Below are 15,900 nucleotides of genomic sequence, written 5' to 3'. Positions count from 1 at the left end.
ACGCTTCCCGAACTCTTGCGAGTCCGGCTACGGAAGACGTTCGCCCTACTGCACGAACCGCGCGTCGAGCCAGTTGGCGTGATCGCGTTCGTCGCCATAGTCCGCGTAGTCGACAATCAGCACCAGGGCCGAGGCTCCGTCGAGTGGTACGGACACGGGTACCGGTGCATCGCCTCCGCGAATGACAGGGCTTTCGTAGGCTGGCTTGAGTCCGTCGGCAGTCACCAAGTAGACGCGGAACACCACGCTTCCACTGCCTGCCACGGTATCGTCCAGCGCAATGTCGGCTGCGAACTCTGAAGCACCTTCCGGCACGCGATACACAGCTCGGGACGCCGAATGCATAGCGAGCCCTTTGGCATGGCGGACGCCGGAGGACTTTAACTCCTCGCCAACCAAGTTGCGGTCGCGACCCAGAGGCCACTCACCGGTGAAGTAGGGCGTGTGGCGAAAGTCAACCGGATCGAGGTCCGACAGGTAGGTGATCTCAGGAGCGAGCGACTGGACGAAAACCACGTTGGGCGCGGTCTTCGAAGTCAGCTCAACGAAGGAACGAACAGTGAGTTTCTTCGCGTCGAACGTTGCCGATGCCGCCTCGACGAGCGAGCCATCGCCCAGCCCAACGAGTAACTGCGGTGCAGTGCCCGTTTGCTGTTCCCTTTTAGCGAAGGCAATGGCGGCGATCGAGCTTGCGAGGACGGGAAGCTTCTGGCCGCTGAACTCCAGGTCGAGGGTCGTGCCGTCGAAGCCCACCACGTTCCCGGTAAGTAAGTCTCCCTCAACGAGCCATACACGATCTTGCGTGGAGGGGTTCTTCGCTTCGCGAAGCAGTCGCCGAGTTAGCTCCGGCTCCTTCGCCGCTTCGACGAGCAATACGCGTGCGTCGCGACGCGGCAGCTGGACGGCGCCGAATGTTGTTGTGGCAATAGTGACGAAATCGGCATCGATAGATGCCGGCACTTTGCCGGTCCAGTCTACCTTCGCCACCAAGATGGATTGCTTGCCGAAATAAAGCATCGGCCTGCGAGCCGGTTCTGCCGGATGGCCCCATCGCACCCACTGGCCAGGTGTGAATACTTTGGGCTCTGCGCCTTCGGGCGTGAGCACGAGAGTGTCGTCGTCGAGTTGAGTGAGCGCACCAGCCACGCGCTCGCCATCAGCGAGCACTAGTTGCGTGTTCGCTTCTTGGCCATTGGCTAGTCCCATCGTGACAAGCACCGCCACGAACCCATGTAGCAACGCGGTACGGGTCATCGCTGGAAAATCGGCAGGGTGTTATTCGGTATCTGCAAAATGATGCACGACATGGCCGTTGCGTATTCGGGCCCTACCGAGTCCATCCACGAGCCATCGGGGCGCTGCGATCGCAAGAGGGTGTCGCGAATGGCCGGGTACCAACGCTCCCAGCGTTCGCCACCCGAGTGCCACATCGCCTGCACGGCGTAGTAATGGCCGTAGTAGTAGTGCGACTCGCGCCCCGCCTGTGCGGCGTTGGGGAGATGGCGGTCGAGGTACAGCAAACCGCGTTCGATCTCGGGGCCTTCGTAGATGCCAGCGCTATAGAGCGCCACCACTCCGGCCGCCGAGCGTGGGAACAGGCTGCCGCGATTGTCGAGCATGTAGCTGAAACCGCCGTCGGGCTCTTGGCATTTCTTGACGTATTCTTCGCACTTGTCGATGGTCGCTTTGGGAACGTGTAAGCCCGCGTTCCGCGCGGCACGCAGCGCCATAATCTGGCAGATGGTTACCGACAAGTCGGCGTCCTGTGGTGCGGGGTTATAACGCCAGCCCCCTTCGCTGTTCTGCGTGCGGACGATGAGGTCAATGGAACGAGCTAGGCTATCTCGCAAATCCTCGCGAGGGGTCATGCCGTAAACTTCGCCTAAAAACAACGTGGCAAATCCGTGGCCATACATGGGGCCATGACTCTGGGCGTCGGACGGGCAGATGAAACCGTCGGGGCGAGTGCTGGCGATGAGGTAATCCACCGCGCGGGTGATTTCCTTACCGTACGGCCCGCGGTCGGGCGAACTTCCACTCGCCATGAAGGCCATCCCGCCGAGCGCTACCACTGCCGGATTGCGCCCCATGCCACTGGAGCGGAACGTACCATCCTCGCGCTGCTGGGCGGCGAGAAACTGCAGGCCCTTATCGACGGCGGCACTTGCGGGACGAACCAGTTCGGCTGCGGTTTGTTCGGGCTGCGGAGTTTGCCCTAGTAGTGATGAAGCGCAGAACGCAGCGAGCATCGAGAAGGAAATGGCGCTGCGAATCATAACGTTCCTTCGTGGGATGGAGCGGCCACAAACAGATTATCTTACCAACGACTACGTCCTACTCGCGGCTCAAGTCGGACGATTGTTCTTCTGCAAGACGGCGGAAGTACTGCTCTAACTCGGCGCGGTACTTAGGCAGGAACTCGTCGGCCGTCGATTGCAACAGCTGTTGACGTAGCCGTTCGGGCAATTGTCCCCACAGTTGTTTAACTGTGTCCTGGCTGGCGGGGTTGCCGGGCTGGGCTTCACCGCCGCCACCTTGCGAAACCTTCGATTCGGCAGGGCCTGACTGCTGACTGCTGCTGGACGATGGCTTGCCAGTGCCGGGCTTGGGCGTTTGCGCTTGGGTTTGTTGCTGCCCCGGCTTGTTGCACTGCCCGCTCTTGCAGTTCTGACACTGTTTGTTGAGCTGATCGATTAGCTTGTCGAGATCCGACACGATCTCTTCTTGCACCTCGCGAGTTTCGCCCGTCGCGTTCTGCGACTCGATCAACTGACCGGCCGCCGCCATGCGACCCGAGATACGAACGAGTGGCGACTCGCCAATGTCTTCGCCATCGATCTTCGCCGGCGGCTTAGGCGGATCGAGCAGTCGGCGAAGCTCGTCGATGTTGGGTTGCAACCCAGGCTCGTTTGAATCGGAAGCCGAATCCTTCTCTTGCGGAGACGCCGCCTTCTGCTTGCTCGCCGAGTCAATCAAGTCGCCCAACAGCGGGTCGTTGAGCAAGTCGCCGCCGAGATCTTCGAGCGACTCACTTCCCGCCTTGGTTGGCGCGGCGGGAGCCTCCTGCGATGCGGCCACCAAGACCACCAACGTGGCCAAGCTGAGGGTGGTAAGTCGGATCATCGGAATCGACATGAGGTATTCCTTCATCACTTGCGTGGCGGGCGATCACAAATCGACGGGCCTTTGCATGTTCCTATTATTGCGACGCATCATCTCGCGGACCAGTTCCTCTAATTGCTGCTGTTCCGCCGCCAAGCGGCTGGCCGCCTCTCGTTTTTGGGCCGCCGCTTGCGAATTGTCCGCCAAATCGGCCTCGAACAGCCGAGTCCGACTATTCAAGTCGGTCTGCAACCATCGTAGCATTTTTGCCTCGGCGAGCTCGATCAGCGGGGGCTGTTGCGGCTGATTGCCACCCCCCTGGCCTCCGCCGCCGGGGGATTCTTCGCCTTCTGGGGGTGGTGGCGGCGGATCGCGGAGAATTTCGAGTACGTGCCGCATGCGAGCCAAAGCCGACAGTTCGAGGTTCTGCGTCACCCGACCGGTATCGTCTTGACCAAGGGCTTTGGCAGCTTGCCGCATTTCTGCCGCTGCGCCCCCTAGCGCGAGCTGGAACACTGCCCGCTTCTCCACGTCCAGCATCGCATCCTGAAGCTCACCGGCGATTCGTGTCTCCGCGTCGGCGAGGGACCGGCTCGCCTCGGCAGTTTCGTTGGACGGTTCGGCGGACTCTTTCGCTACTTCGAGCTTCAGCGTTTGTTCGAGCGTCTGCTGCTGGCGCGGAATAAGTCCATCGAGCACTTCGGCCAAGCGGTCGAGCAATCGCTGCTGTCGCTCGCCCTCCAACTCGGCAATACGCTGAGCCAGATCGCGCTTCGCTTGCTCGATCAGCTCCTTCGACTGCTTCATATCTTGCTCGGCGTTCTCTTTCGACTCCCCAGGCTTGGGCGCGGCGCTGCTGCTCGCCTGCTGCGCACTCTGCCCCGCGGCTTGGGCAGTAAGTCGATTGAGTTCGCGAGACAGCTGTGCGAGCTGTTTAGCGAGCTCGTTCCGCTGCTCGGCTTGCGCGGATTCATTGGGTTCGCCCTGGGCTTGCTCGGCTTGCTGTCCCAATTGGTCGAGCTTGCTTTGCAACTGCCGAAGTCGCGAGGCAAGTTCGCCTGGATCTGTCGGCGCACGATCTCGCAATCGATCGACCATCTCGCGAAGCACCTGGGCGGCCGATTGCTGGGTCTCGCCGGCTCGACCGAATTGCTCGCTCGCAAGATCGCGTGCGGCATCGGCCAATTGAGCAGACAGGTTCTGGGTATCCGCTTCGTTGAGCGCGTCGGAGAGCTTGCCCGCCATCTCGCTGCTTGTGCTGTCGCTACTGGCCATGTCACGCATCGCCTGCGCCAGCTTGTCGAATCGCTGCGCCAATTCGGCTTGGTCGGCAGCCAAACGTTCGACTTCCGCAGGGTCGGGAGGCTGAACGTTGCGATTCGTTCGGGCTTCGAAGCTTCTCCGTAGTGCATCGAGGGATCGCTCCCGAAGTTCTAACTCGTCTTGCTCTAACCTCGCGAGTTCTCGAACAAATCGTTCGGCATCCGACCAAGCCTCGGCACGATCGACTAGGGCTTCGAGCGTCTCGATAACGAACAATTGCGTACCATCTACGGCCGCAAATGACTCGGCCAAGCTAGTGTCGGCCGGATTGGTCTCGACCGACTTGCGAAGATCCGTCAGTTGCTGCTCGGCCGTGGCGAGCGCGCCGGTGTTTAGCTGCATCACCACGCTTGCAATGTGATCGAGCTCGGTGACCAGCTCCGTGCTCGCCACCCCATTGATGGACAGTCGATCGAGCAGCGCTCGAACGCGATCAAGCACACCGACTTCTTTCTCCGCGAGCGTCCGGCGGACTTGCTGCTGCGTGAGACGACTATTGAGCAGACCATCAAGCGCCGCAGGGGTGCCTAGATCCGTTGCCGAAGTGGACTGGGTCTGCTGGCGAGCCAGCCGCTCGTCGGCGAGGGCTTGTTCGAGCAATCGCAATATCTCAGCCTGATCGCTGGCAATCCGCGAGTCGAGTTCGGCCGGCGTGAGTATGGTGATTCGCCGAGGGATGTCGGTCTCACCGCGCTGCGGCAGATAGTCCCCCGCAGAGACGGTGATCTCGAGCACCGTGCCGGCAGCGAGCTTGAGCGGCGCGAGATCCACTAACTGCTGAACTTCGAGCGTCTCCAGTTGCTCGCCATCGGCCGGCATCGCTGGCCGCTCCGGCGGCTTTGCTGGACCGCGGTAGAGTTCGACATCAAGTGCGGCGGGCGTATTGGGATCGGACTGCATTGTCAGCTTGCCCAAGAGCTTTACGTCCGCAATCGCCAGATCATCAGCAACGGTAGCCGCGAAGGGGATTTGGGCGCTCGCCACTACTTGGAGGTCTTCGCTCGGCGAGGTCAAAGCGACCGCGGGCGCGCGATCAAGAACTACTTCAAAAGCCGGCAGCGATACCTCACCAGTGAGCCCCGCCTTCGAGGTTAGCAGCAGCTTGGCCTGCACGGGGCGCGGCGTCGACTCCGCGATCGCGGTCCAGCTTCCTTTCGGAAGCTGAATCTCGGTGGCATCGGGTCCAGTTACATCGGCGTTTACCCTATCACCGTCTCCCAATATTAAAGTGGCATTGGCGAGTGGCTCGAAAGCCGTGCCGGCGAGCTCGATTACGGAGCCGGATAGGACGTGACTGTTCTTCTGTGCCTCGCCGGTTCGCAGTCCGGTGTAAGGTGGAGGAATCATTGTGAGTTGCAACTCGCTCACGGTCGGGCGGTCAACGACGGTCACCTTGGTCCAAGGCATCGAGTAATGATCGCCCCCTGTCGCGCGGTACTCGAACGAGCGCCGAACGTTCTCTCGGCGGCCGACCATCGTGTCCCCCACGCGCTGCATCCAGTTTCGCTCGGTCCTCGGTCGGCCATCCACGGTGTAGCGATACTCGATCGCTACGTCGGTCGGCATTGTTCCGGTAGAGTCTTGGACCGATACCTCAAAGGTGTCGCCCCGCGCAAGGAGCTTCGGCGGATCGACGAACACCAAATCGTTCCGGCGAGGCCATTCGACGCTGTTCCATGGGGCGACGAGTCGAGTGATCGCTGTTCGTGTAGTTACAGGTGCAAACAGGGCAATCGTACCAACCACGCAAAGCATGGCGACCGCTGCGACGATGGCACGTCTAGCCCCCGGACGCTGCGACACCTCGTCGGCGGGCAGAAGTTCGAGCGACGACGTTGCCTCGGCGACGACCGCCCGCCGTAGTGGGGCGGATCCAGCCGTGGGATCGTCTTCTTCCTGCCGGAGGAACTCTAGAGCGCTCGCGAGTCGATCACCTAACTGCGGATAAGTTCGCTGCACTTGCTGCGCCGTGGATAGCTCGGTCCAACGTTCACCCCGCCACCATCGCACCAGTCGCCAAACCACGGCCGCCACGGCTGCGAGTAAGGTGAGCGACAGAAGTACCCGCAGACCCGTGTCCGTGGTGCGAAGCAGATAGTCGATGGCACCTATTGCCATCACGATTGCAATTGCGGAGGTGAACCCCCAGCAACCCGTCTCGATGAGCGCGCGACGGTTGTGACCGTGGCGAACTTGGTCGATGCGTTGTTGTAGGGGATGCACGTGGAAAACTCGGCTATAGGTGGGGGCGATGCTTCTCAATATGCTACAGCATGGCGCGGCGTTTTCGCAAAATCCATTCGGCTGACAGGCAGGTGGTGATCGCTGCCAGCATCCACCAGCGGTTCCAAAGCTCTACCGGCGGCATCACTTCCAGCGGCACGCGGGCACCCACCGGCAGGTCGTCGGCAAGCTGCGAGGCGCTCGCCGACGTGTAAAACTTACCGTAGGTTGCCTGAGCAAGCTCCTCGAGTCCCGCTCGATTCATCGTCGAGTCCGCCAGCTCGCCCGGTGGTGCCAGCACAGTGAACTCGCCCGCAACCGGTGCATTTTCTAGCCCACCACCCGCAACCGTTACGCGATAGGTCCCAGGCGCGAGGTCGCCCACCACCGCTTGAAGTTGCCCCGACGCACGACTTGGCGCGAGCGCCACCCGGCGATTCGGCTGCCCCGGCGCGGTCAGCAGCAGTTCCAAATCGCGGTCGAGTGTGGCTAGCTGCTTGCCGTCGAGCCGAAGCCCCAATCGCACCGGCTCACCTAGTTCGTACTGATCGCGCTCAACGACAATCTCGGCCTCGCGATCGGAGTCGAGCATTTTGCCACGAGCTAGTTGCCGCAGCGATTGCCCCCAGTAGCGAGCGAAAAACACATCCCCCACTCGATATCTCCATCGCCAGGTGGCATCGACGCCATGATAAAGCACTCGCCCCGAACCGACGTACTGCGTGACGATCAGCGGCACGGGCCCACCGTCGCGCGTCCGCGCGGTCGGATGGGTAGCCAGCACCCGCGCGCCGGGCTTGAGCTTATCGGCCGCGACGAACCAATAGAATGGGGGCAATTGTCGCCACAGCTCGGCCGACTCCGCGGGCGTGGACCCCAACTGCATCGCCGGCGTTTCCTTGGCGAGCGGCGTCAGTTCCAGATCGAAACCCGAATCGTAGACGCCGCCAACACGCCCGGCTGCACGAAGCTCGATCGGCGAAAGTGTCCCTACGGCTGGAGCACTTGTGTACTGCCATGGGAAGTTGCGCGGACCGGCGACCAGCACGACTCCCCCGCCCTGCTCTACCACGTGACGTTCGACGTTCTGCCACCATCGCGGTGGCATTAGCCGAGGGTTGAGGTCCATCAACACCAACACGTCGTAGCTGTCGAGCGACTTTTCTTCAACCGGCAGTGTAGCGATAGCAGTCGAATCCTGCGTAGCGTACTCGAGATCGGCCTCTTGCAAGTAGCTCGTGAGTTCGAAGGTCGAATCGCGCTCGAGCAGGTTCTTGAGATAGCGATACTCGTAGTTCGGATAGCCAGCCGCGAGCAGCACGCGAACCTTCTGATCGCGAACGTCAACCACATGCGTAAGTTGATTGTTGGACGTGTCGCGCTCGTTCGCTGCGGGAATGGCTTCAATGGAGTACGTGGTCTCGCCTTCGCGCTCGGGCCGAACCACCAGTTGCAACGTCTCCGCAAACTGGGGACTCTTCACCTCCACCAACTGCTCGGCAACGATGTTGCCTGTCGAGGTATCGCGCACCTGCACTTTCACCGTTTCCCCCGCCAGCGAGGTGGCTTCGAGCGTAACGCCCATCGCCACCAAATCGTCGAGGAATGCATTTCGATCGGCAAGCAGATTCGTGAGCCGAATGTCCACCGCCGCACTCGTTGCGCCGTATCCCACAACGTAAACGGGCACTCCCCGGCGACGGGCTAGCTCGCGGGCTTCGTCGAGCGAGCGCCCAGCCGTGGTTCGCCCATCGGTCGCCAGCACGATGGCGGCGGGCAGCGCCGATTGTCGAGAGTCGATGGTCGATGCAATCGCATCGCCTATTCGCGACTGAGCCGACTCCGTGCCATCCGTCGTTAGCTGTTCGAGACTCGCAGCGATGGCTTCGGGCGTTTGTCCCTCCAGCCGAGTCGTTCCATCGGCTACACTCGCGAACTCGACCTCGTATTCCTGCCGCCACTTCTCCACCAAGCTCGCGTTATCGGCCAAAAACAGCTCGCGTGCTGAATCGAGCCGCGTCACTGGCTCCGCCGTTGAAGTCGACTGCGGCTCTTCAAGTCCCATGCTGGCCGAATGATCGACCAGCACCACTAGCCGAGGCAAACCTTGCCTCGACGAGGACAGTAGTAGTTCGCTTAACATGACCATTACGAGGGCGATGGACGTCAAACGAAGTGCCGCAAGCATCGCGCGATACCAATTGCCGGCCGGCGAACTTTCGCGTGAATAGAGGTAGCCGATTCCCACGACTACCGCGAACACGAAGAGCACGGTGAACCACGGTGCCCAAGTCCAATGGGTTTCAAACTGCCAATTGGTAGGAGTTTCGACGCCGAGCATCATGCCCCCCTCCCCGCAAACACCCACGCCATGACAGGCTCGATCAAAAGAAGCGCCAGCACGACGTACAACAGCGTTCGGTGTAGCGAAGTATCGGCTAGCAGTTCCGTCCCCGCGGACCCACTGGTGAGCGACGCGGTCTCTATCGCAAGCTCGTCCGGGAGCAGCTGCGTATCGACTCGGGCGACGTTGCTTTCGTCGCCAGGCACGTTCACTGCGATCTTCGCAATTACACGGCTACTAGTGGCATCTTCAACCGCGAAAATGCCGGGCTCGTCACTCGACGCATAACTCCACTCTGCGCCAGCGCCCCGTTCAACCGGAACAATATCCGTTCGGCCGTCAGGGCGGGTAATGGCAATGGTCGTATCGCTCCAGCTCGCGGGCAAGCGACCATCAAGGAGTTCACCAATCGTTCGTTCACTTTGCAGTCGGCTAGCGCCCATGCCGTAAGCGACCAATTCGCGGACGATCGGCAGGAAGCTGGGCCAGGCGGGCATGAGTGTCCATGGTTGTGCAGTCGCCCGGTCCACGGTGTCGAGGGTCGCCGACGTGGCAACCACGGCCACCATGCCCCGACCATAAGCGGCGGTCACGAGCAGTGGTTCGCCATTGGGCAGCGCGAGCGCCACCTCCGCGCCTTCGCGCGGCGTTAGCTGGTAAAACCGATTCACCGGCGTCGACAACAGGCCCGCCCGCTCACTGCCACGAAACGCGGCCGCGATGGGATGAGCATAGTCGAGCGGATTGATACCCGAAGTGCCGCTGGTTTCAAGCGGGCCAATAGTCACTGGTAGCAAACTACCAATGGAACTCGAGGGTACTTCGGCCGAAGTCGACTGCACCGTTTGTAATGCGGGCGACTGACTCTTAGGTTCGTAGAGCAGCGTCGAAAGAGCGCCGTCAGTTTTCTGCAGTCCTTCGGCGCTAGCGAGCACCTCGTTGTAGGTTTCGGCCAGCACACGATCACCCAGGAAGAAGACCAGCGTCCCTCCTTGTTCCACATAACGAGCGAGCAACTCGCGTTCACTGGAGGTGAATCGTGCGACGTTGCACAAAAAGATGGCGTCGAACTCTTCGAGAGGCGTCTCCATCAATTCACCTTCCGAAACCACGGTGGCCTCGATGGGCGACAGGTTGCTACCGGGTTCAAGGGCGTGCTGAAGGTACCTTGCGGCACCCGATTCGCCTTCGACCAGTAGCGCCCGCACTTGCTCGCGGACATCGACCGCCAGCCATCCCACATCGTCAGGCGTCAACGCGTCGTCATTGGTCCGCACGGCCAGCGACGTCCAGCCGGGCTGGGCGATCTTGGCGTCGAACGTCACTGTGGCTGATCCCCCGGCAGGCAGCGTCACGGTGTGCTCGTCGATGCTAGTGCCATCTTGCAAAAGCTCGACAACCACATTCGACTTCGCCACGTCGCCATAGTTCGTTACGTCGCATTCAATTCGCAGCGGATCGACGATGGTTGCTAAAGTCCCAGCGATGCGCGTGCCGTGAGCCGCGACGTTCGAAGGGTCGGTTGGGCCGAGATCGACGACAGTCAGCTTTGCTCGCGCCGCTAGCTTGCGGATCTCTTCCGCGGCGGGAGCATCGCCGGTTGCTTGCTGCCAAGTGGAGTTCGCGAGGTCGGTGAAGAGAAGAACTTCGTGGCCTGAAAGGTCGCGATGGGTGGCCTCGGACTCCGAAATCAAGTTGGTGATGGTGGTCATCAACGCGCCCAAAGATGCGTCGCCGTAAGTAGGCTCCAGCGATTGCAGCTGTGCCGTCACGCCCCGCGCGTCCGCGACCGGGCCAGCCACGATTGTCTGCGGTGGCGAGGCGAGTAGGAGCAATGAGTAGACATCACCGGGCCGGCCTTGGTCGATCGCTTCGGTGGCAAGCTGACGGGCTCGCTCGAAGACACTTTCGTCGCCAGCTCGGTACTGCATCGACATCGACGCATCGAGCACCAGGATGCGATGCACCTTGGGTCCGCCGGTGAGGATATTCCAACCACTCAAGTACGGCTTGGCCGCCGCGAGTGCCACGAGCAACAGGAGCAATGTTCGAACTGCGAGCAGCAACCACTGCTGCAGCTTAAGCCGCCGAGCGTTTCGCTTAATCGCCTCGCGGAGGAACTCCATCGCCGCCCACGGCGTGTCGCGATGCGTGTGCCGCATCCACAAGTGAATCAGAATCGGCGCAGCCGCAGCCCCCAACCAGCCAAGCATGGCTAGATTGCTGAATCCGAAGGCGAGGGGAATATCGGGAATAACCACAGAGTACACGGAGGACACGGGAGAGAATGAAAGGAAAGGCAATAGCCACTAACGATTGCGCTTTCGTCGGTGAGCCAGGTAGGTTGTGAGGGCGATATCGAGCGGTTGGTCGGTGCGGACTTGCACGTAGTCGGCACCCTGGGCGAGGCAACCGGTGCGCACTTTCTGCGTGAAGCGGTTGATCTCTTCCTTGTACGCGCGGCGAAGCTGGGCCGGTTCGACGAGCAAGTCTCCAAGCTGCTCCAGCCCGTGAAACATGGTGGCTTGCTGGAACGGGAAATCGAGTTCTGCGGGGTCAAGCGTGTGGAGCACCACCACGTCGTGCCGGCGATGGCGAAAGTGCTTGAGCCCCGCGAGCATCTGGTCGGCATCGTCGAACAAGTCGCTGAGGATGAAGACAATCCCCCGCCGTGTAAATCGCTCGGCCAGCTCGTGAAAGATGGGGCCTGTTTGCGTTTTGCGGGGGCCGTCGCTCGCCTCCAATACTTGCACGATCTGGGACAAGTGCGTAGCACTCGAACTGGGACGCACCAGCTGCCGCACCGAGTCGTCGAACGTCACCAGCCCCACGCTATCCTGCTGTCGGATGACCATGTAGGCGAGGGACGCCGCGGCGCAGCGGGCATAGTCGAGCTTGCTCATCGCCGCCGACTCGCTGCGGTACTGCATGCTCTCGCTGGTATCGAGCACCAAGTAGCAGATGAGGTTTGTCTCTTCCTCGTACTGCTTTAAGTAGACTTTGTCGGTCTTGCCAAACACCTTCCAGTCGACGTACCGCAGGTCGTCCCCCGGTGCATACTCTCGGTGCTCTGCGAACTCAACGCTAAACCCCTGATACGGACTGCGATGAAGCCCCGACACGTACCCTTCAACGATTCGCGTCGCGCGCAACTGCAACCCTTCCAGCTCGGCGAGCACTACAGGGTCGAGGTAATTGAGGGTGTCGGGCATACGCTGCGTTGTTCGTTACGGGAAGTTAGCCTAATGCTTGCCTTTTCGCAGTGCGAAGGGAGGATTCGCCGCAGAGAGCACGGATTTCCGTCGTTAACAACGCTTAAGCCGCCGACTCGGCTTCGACGCTCGTCGTCTTCACCAAATGCTCAATCACATCATCCGAGGTGATCCGATCCGCTTCGGCGTTGAAGTTCGTAATCAGGCGGTGCCGGAGCACGGGGGCCGCGACGGCTACCAAGTCCTCGCGCTCGACGCAGTGGCGACCGGCTAGCGCCGCGCGGGCTTTGGCGGCCAGCACCAGGTACTGACTCGCTCGCGGGCCGGCACCCCAGCTGACGTACTTCGCCACCATGGGGTCTCCTTCTCCCTTCGCTGCACGTGTCTTGCGGACAATCGCAATCGCGTACTTCGCCAAGTGATCGGCGATTGGCACGCGGCGGACCACGTGGCTGAGGCTCAGAATCTCCTCGGCCGTGAGGGCCTCGGTCACCTTGGCTTCGAAGTCGGCGGTAGTTTGTTTGACGATCGCTAGTTCTTCGTCGGCGTCGGGATAATCGACTTTCACCATGAACATGAACCGGTCGAGCTGCGCTTCGGGTAGCGGGTAGGTCCCTTCCTGCTCGATGGGATTTTGGGTGGCGAGCACGAAGAAAGGTTCAGGTAGTGTGTATCGCTTACCGCCTACCGTGATCTGCTTCTCCTGCATCGCTTCGAGGAGCGCGGCTTGCGTCTTTGGTGGTGTGCGATTGATTTCGTCGGCCAGAACGATGTTGGCGAACAACGGACCTTCGAGGAACCGAAACTCACGCACGCCGGTCGATTTGTCTTCCTGGATGACTTCGGTGCCGGTGATGTCGGCAGGCATCAGGTCAGGGGTGAACTGCACACGGCTGAACTTCAGCGACAGCGCGTCGGAAAGCGTGCGGATGAGCAACGTCTTCGCAAGCCCTGGCACGCCCACCAGCAGGCAATGTCCTCGCGCGAACATGGCGATTAGCAATTGCTCAACCACTTCGTGCTGCCCGACGATCACCTTGCCAAGCTCGCTCGAAAGCCGATGATAGGCCTGCCCCAGATGTTTGATATTGTCGAGGTCGTTGTCGCCGAGCATGTTTCAGTTTTCTAGGGGTGGAAGCGGAGGAAACTTTCGCCAACCTGACGCTGTGCAATTACTGCAACTCGCTAACTCGTCCGGCCATCATAGATTATTCGCCGTGAATTCCCTACTCCACCGGAGGTCGCCAGAAGGATAGCGCCGGCTTGGCCGGTTCCGCAGGCTGTTTGGCGGCTAGCGGTTTGCCGAGTAGGGTCAGGTGTTTCTCGGTAGCAACGATCAGGCCTTCGCTGCACGGAATCAAGTTCGCGCCGCCAACTAGGTCTACATCTTCTAGCGAAATCGGGGTTCGTGATTGCTGGGCAGTCTTAGCGTCGAAGGCGTAGACGTGCTCTTTCGTGGGCCAGAAAATTTCGCTTCCCGCGATGCAGCCGCGGCCGCTGCCGGTGATGTTCGCCGCCGCGTTGTCGGGCCAGGCGAACTGGGTCCGACCGCTCGTGGGATCGATCAACCAGAGCTGGCGGCCGGTCGCGACGAGTCGCCCCTCGACCACTCCCAGCAATTGCTCGATGTCCCACGCCTCGCGATTCTCCCACAGAACACGACCGGTTATGGGGTCGAGTGCGAAGAGACTCGCCGCATCTGCTGGACCACAGATGAGCGTACCGTCGGCGAGCAAGTACGCACCACGCTCGCGCGTTGCGACTTGCGACAGATCGTTGGGCTCGGTCGTAGTGCCACGCTGGTAGGTGCGGGCCCACATCACTTGGCCATCGCTGGCGCGGACCGCAGTGATTACACCACCGTCGGTGGGCAGGTACAACATTCCCTCGCCATAGACGATTAGGTCGGTCTCCGCGGGTTCCGTCTCCCCGATCATCGACGCCACCGGCGCCTGCCAAAGTTGCCGACCTGTGGTGCGGACATAGCAAGCAATCGCCACACGACCACCCGCCGCACTGTCGCGAACGGGTACGTACACCCGTTGGTCGATCACCACCGGCGGGCCGCTGATTCGCAGCCCCTTCTCGGGAGCGATTTCCACGCGATGCTTCCCCTCGGCACCCAGGTCGAGCGCAAGCAGCCGTTTGGCCGGCGGGGGTGCATTGGGACTGTAGATCACGCCGGCGGCCGAGGTGTCGGACAGGACATACAGCAGCTCGTCGTCCGCCATCGCCAGCGGTACTTTCTCTAGCGTTACCTCGGCAGGCGTCGGACCGATGTCGCCGAACACCGCGCGGCCGCCCTGAATGATTGGCGGTCCATTGTTGACGCGAATTTGAATCTGGGCGTTGCCACCAATAATCACATTACCTTGCTGAACAGCAATTGCTTCACGGTTCACACCCGGTCGGCTCACCCGGGTATCGACTGGCTGTTGGCGTTTCTTTCCGTCGAGCACTCCCGCATCACCAAACAAAGGTTTGCCGTCCGAAACCCGGGCGGCGAGCCATTGGCCGTTGTCCTTCCAAACGACAGCATGATCGGACACGAGCGGGTAGGTAAACGTTTTCCGCGGCGGTGGGACGACTCGTTGCATCAGGCGATTACCATTCAGCCACAACTCGGTGTTGTTCGGGCGAAGGCCAACATCGGGTGCCGTCAGTTCGCGTTGCCACACGGTGCCGTAGAGCTCGCCGATCGCAGGGGCAACTCCGCCGCGCGCTGGTGAACCTCCGTAAGTGGGCCAATCTCCTTCGACATTTGGTGACGGCCAGTTGCGCGCGGCATCGAGCGCGCTCGCAATCGCATCGGCAAGATTCGACTCGCGCCCACCAATCAATCCCGAAGCGTCAGGGAACGTGAGCCGCAGCACGGCGAGCTCGCGTTCGGCCCGTTCAATATTCCGCTCGCGAATGGACACCATCGCCAACCGGGCGAAGATGTCGGCGACGAGCAGGTCGGTATCGGGGTAAACGGAGTCTGCTTGGTCACCAACTTGCGGCTTCGCCACTTGCGTAGCGATCGCATCTCGCACCGATTGGTCGTTCAGATTCAATCCCGCAAGCGCCACCCCCCAAGGTCGGCCATCGGGAGCACTCGCTCCAGGAGCGATCTGCAACAAGTACCCTCGAGCCTGGTTCGTAGCGCCAGCTTCGAGCGCGAAGTCAGCAAGGGCGAGGAGGGCGTCGTCTCCAAAGCTACTCGCGCGGTACTGATCGACGACGGCCAACAATGCGTTTGCGTCATGTCCGTCGATACCGCGCTGGTACAAACTCTGGGCCGTGTTATCCACTCGCTTGCGGTAGACGGCGATCGCTTCGGCGGGCCAGCGGGCGATGCGTGATTGCGCGGCAAACGCCACGGGCACAAAGTGCCCACCGCCAAGATCGATCACCTCGTGCGACGGTGCGATTACGAACTTCAGCATTGCATCGACCGCTTCGTCCCACGCGGCCGCTTCGATCAGCACGTCGATCTGCGCTAGCTCCCGCTCCACCGTGCTCGGCACCGATAGCACCCGGGCTTCAGCCGGCGCCGCGGGCGCGCCTGTAAAAAAGTCGACCCCCTGCGCCATCGCCGGCGCGACTCCAAGGCATGTCAGAAGTGCAAGCAATCGGTACATGCGGGGATTATATCAGAGTGGCGTGGGGAAGGGTTAGGTACGCGAAACTCAGCGAATCACAAAGTTTCCAAGC

General features: G+C 61.2%; 9 protein-coding genes. All 9 read right to left on the bottom strand.

Translation table 11 applies throughout. From position 1 onward, the window contains the following. Nucleotides 1-45: 45 nt before the first annotated feature. Entirely contained in the window at nucleotides 46-1,254 is a 1,209-nt protein-coding gene (locus SH292x_RS06340; protein ID WP_442484746.1) for an NPCBM/NEW2 domain-containing protein, read from the bottom strand. Then, entirely contained in the window at nucleotides 1,251-2,276 is a 1,026-nt protein-coding gene (locus SH292x_RS06335; protein WP_442484745.1) for a prenyltransferase/squalene oxidase repeat-containing protein, read from the bottom strand. Before SH292x_RS06335 ends, SH292x_RS06340 begins: the two co-directional genes overlap by 4 nt. A 58-nt stretch (nucleotides 2,277-2,334) precedes the next feature. Continuing rightward, entirely contained in the window at nucleotides 2,335-3,150 is an 816-nt protein-coding gene (locus tag SH292x_RS06330) for a hypothetical protein (protein WP_442484744.1), read from the bottom strand. An 18-nt stretch (nucleotides 3,151-3,168) separates the two neighbouring features. Continuing rightward, the gene (locus SH292x_RS06325; RefSeq protein ID WP_442484743.1) at nucleotides 3,169-6,648 is read right to left on the bottom strand and encodes a hypothetical protein; all 3,480 of its coding nucleotides are present in this window, start codon (nucleotides 6,646-6,648) and stop codon (nucleotides 3,169-3,171) included. Nucleotides 6,649-6,691: 43 nt separating this feature from the next. Further along, a complete protein-coding gene (locus SH292x_RS06320; RefSeq protein WP_442484742.1) occupies nucleotides 6,692-8,992 on the bottom strand; it encodes a hypothetical protein in 2,301 nt (766 codons plus the stop codon). Continuing rightward, nucleotides 8,989-11,253: a BatA domain-containing protein gene (locus SH292x_RS06315; protein ID WP_442485851.1), complete on the bottom strand. Its 2,265-nt coding sequence runs from the start codon at nucleotides 11,251-11,253 to the stop codon at nucleotides 8,989-8,991. Before SH292x_RS06315 ends, SH292x_RS06320 begins: the two co-directional genes overlap by 4 nt. Before the next feature lie 48 nt (nucleotides 11,254-11,301). Beyond that, complete coding sequence (locus tag SH292x_RS06310) at nucleotides 11,302-12,204, bottom strand: DUF58 domain-containing protein (RefSeq protein ID WP_442484741.1); 903 nt, start codon at nucleotides 12,202-12,204, stop codon at nucleotides 11,302-11,304. A 103-nt stretch (nucleotides 12,205-12,307) separates the two neighbouring features. Continuing rightward, nucleotides 12,308-13,318, bottom strand: a complete 1,011-nt coding sequence (locus SH292x_RS06305) for an AAA family ATPase (RefSeq protein WP_442484740.1) — start codon at nucleotides 13,316-13,318, stop codon at nucleotides 12,308-12,310. 112 nt (nucleotides 13,319-13,430) lie between these two features. Further along, on the bottom strand, nucleotides 13,431-15,827 hold the full coding sequence (locus SH292x_RS06300) for an outer membrane protein assembly factor BamB family protein (protein WP_442484739.1): 2,397 nt from the start codon (nucleotides 15,825-15,827) through the stop codon (nucleotides 13,431-13,433). Nucleotides 15,828-15,900: the final 73 nt, after the last annotated feature.

Origin of the sequence: Aeoliella fuhlenseeensis (genome assembly GCF_052161615.1) — a bacterium.
GTDB lineage: Bacteria > Planctomycetota > Planctomycetia > Pirellulales > Lacipirellulaceae > Aeoliella.
This window is presented reverse-complemented; position numbering and strand designations above follow the sequence as displayed.

Coding starts and splice junctions, on each gene's coding strand:
- SH292x_RS06340 (WP_442484746.1), bottom strand. CDS start 1,254: ATGACCCGTACCGCGTTGCTACATGGGTTCGTGGCGGTGCTTGTCACG.
- SH292x_RS06335 (WP_442484745.1), bottom strand. CDS start 2,276: ATGATTCGCAGCGCCATTTCCTTCTCGATGCTCGCTGCGTTCTGCGCT.
- SH292x_RS06330 (WP_442484744.1), bottom strand. CDS start 3,150: ATGAAGGAATACCTCATGTCGATTCCGATGATCCGACTTACCACCCTC.
- SH292x_RS06320 (WP_442484742.1), bottom strand. CDS start 8,992: ATGATGCTCGGCGTCGAAACTCCTACCAATTGGCAGTTTGAAACCCAT.
- SH292x_RS06310 (WP_442484741.1), bottom strand. CDS start 12,204: ATGCCCGACACCCTCAATTACCTCGACCCTGTAGTGCTCGCCGAGCTG.
- SH292x_RS06305 (WP_442484740.1), bottom strand. CDS start 13,318: ATGCTCGGCGACAACGACCTCGACAATATCAAACATCTGGGGCAGGCC.
- SH292x_RS06300 (WP_442484739.1), bottom strand. CDS start 15,827: ATGTACCGATTGCTTGCACTTCTGACATGCCTTGGAGTCGCGCCGGCG.